Consider the following 1,430-nt stretch of genomic DNA (forward strand, 5'->3'; position numbering starts at 1 on the left):
CGCTATTCACCTATGGAAACGCTGCTACCTAGACGAACCACCGTTATCGACAAAATATTTGCGCCGTCCTGTAGTCTGCGGCTCTCCCAGCCGGCAGGCGGCCGATATCTTCAGGCGGTGCGGTCGCAGTCTGGCGATAGCTGTTGCTAACGCTGGCCCCGACCGGCCACTGAGGGCCGCCCGCCCGGCGGCCCTCAGTTCCCTCCTCTATGAACTCACATCAGGCGGGTCGTATACTTCGCCCCGGTCTAGCATGTGGTAGATCGACACCAGCATTTTCCGAGCGCAGGCGACGATTGCCTTCTGTGAGTTCTTCCGGCTAGCTAACCGCTCATAGAACCGGCTCAGGTACTCATCGTTACAGGTGTGAACTGCTGTGTTTGCAGCCTGGACGAGCAACCACCGGACACGACCCGATCCACGTTTCGAAATACTCCCTTCGATCCGCGAGTCTCCTGACTCGCGGATCACCGGGTTCAATCCCACGTAGCTGACAACCGATTTATCACCGTCAAACCGACTGATCTTGCCTAACTCGGCGTAAATCGTCAACGCCGTATAGTAACTCACGCCGGGAATGGTCATCAGCAGCTGGGTCTCCTTCAGAGACCCAGCGCGCTCCTCGATCGTTTCTTCGAGTTCCTGTATCTCCTCGGTGAGCGTCTCTATCAGTTCGAGATACGACTCCAGCAACGCGTCCCACGGCGTCGGGAGCGAGAGTTCCCGGAGGAACTCTCGTCCCTCCTTGTTCAACGGCTTCACGTCCTCAGTGATGCCGTGATCGGAGAGAAGTCCGTGAATCTTGTTGGCGTACTTTGTCCGGTTTTCGACTAGGGTCTGTCGCCCGCGCACGAGTGCGCGGGCTTCCCTGATCTCGTCGGTCGGAACATAACTCTCTGGCACCGAGTTCAGCCGCACCATCCGCGCGAGTTCTTTTGCGTCGACGCGATCGGTTTTCTTGTCCGAGTTAGCAATCTGATTCAGCTCCTTCGGGTGAGCGACAGTCACATCCAAATGTTCGGACAGCGTATCGTGGATGTGGTAGTAATTGCTGGTCGCTTCGAGTGCGGCTTCGGCACCAGCGTACCGCTGGGCGAGGTCGTCGAGGTTCGCGTTCTCGACGCGAACCTCTTCGACGATCTCCCCAGCCTCATCCATTACTGCCACCTGTGCGTACCGTTTGTGGACATCAATTCCAAGGTACATTGTCTGTTCACCCGGGACGCCAGTGCGTGAAGCAGAGATTCACCTATTCGGGCTTTCCCGGATGCCGCGGGCGCGGCATCCGGGCTGTAACGCCCATGACTCGGCTTCCTTCGCACACGGACCAGTCAACACGACGTGCTCGATGGCACGGAATAGCGGTCGGTCTCTTGCGCCCCATGTCTTAGTTCACGCTCTCTTGGGATAGCAGCGTTTCCATCAAGTCA

The 1,430-nt window shown here is 57.8% G+C and carries 1 protein-coding gene; it reads right to left on the reverse strand.

The window, feature by feature from the left end; all coding sequences use genetic code 11:
• Positions 1-207 precede the first annotated feature (207 nt).
• Positions 208-1,206, reverse strand: a complete 999-nt coding sequence (locus G9463_RS23635) for an IS110 family transposase (RefSeq protein ID WP_165897997.1) — start codon at positions 1,204-1,206, stop codon at positions 208-210.
• Between the last annotated feature and the right edge of the window lie 224 nt (positions 1,207-1,430).

The sequence above is a fragment of the Haloarcula sp. JP-Z28 genome, from assembly GCF_011440255.1.
GTDB lineage: Archaea > Halobacteriota > Halobacteria > Halobacteriales > Haloarculaceae > Haloarcula > Haloarcula marismortui.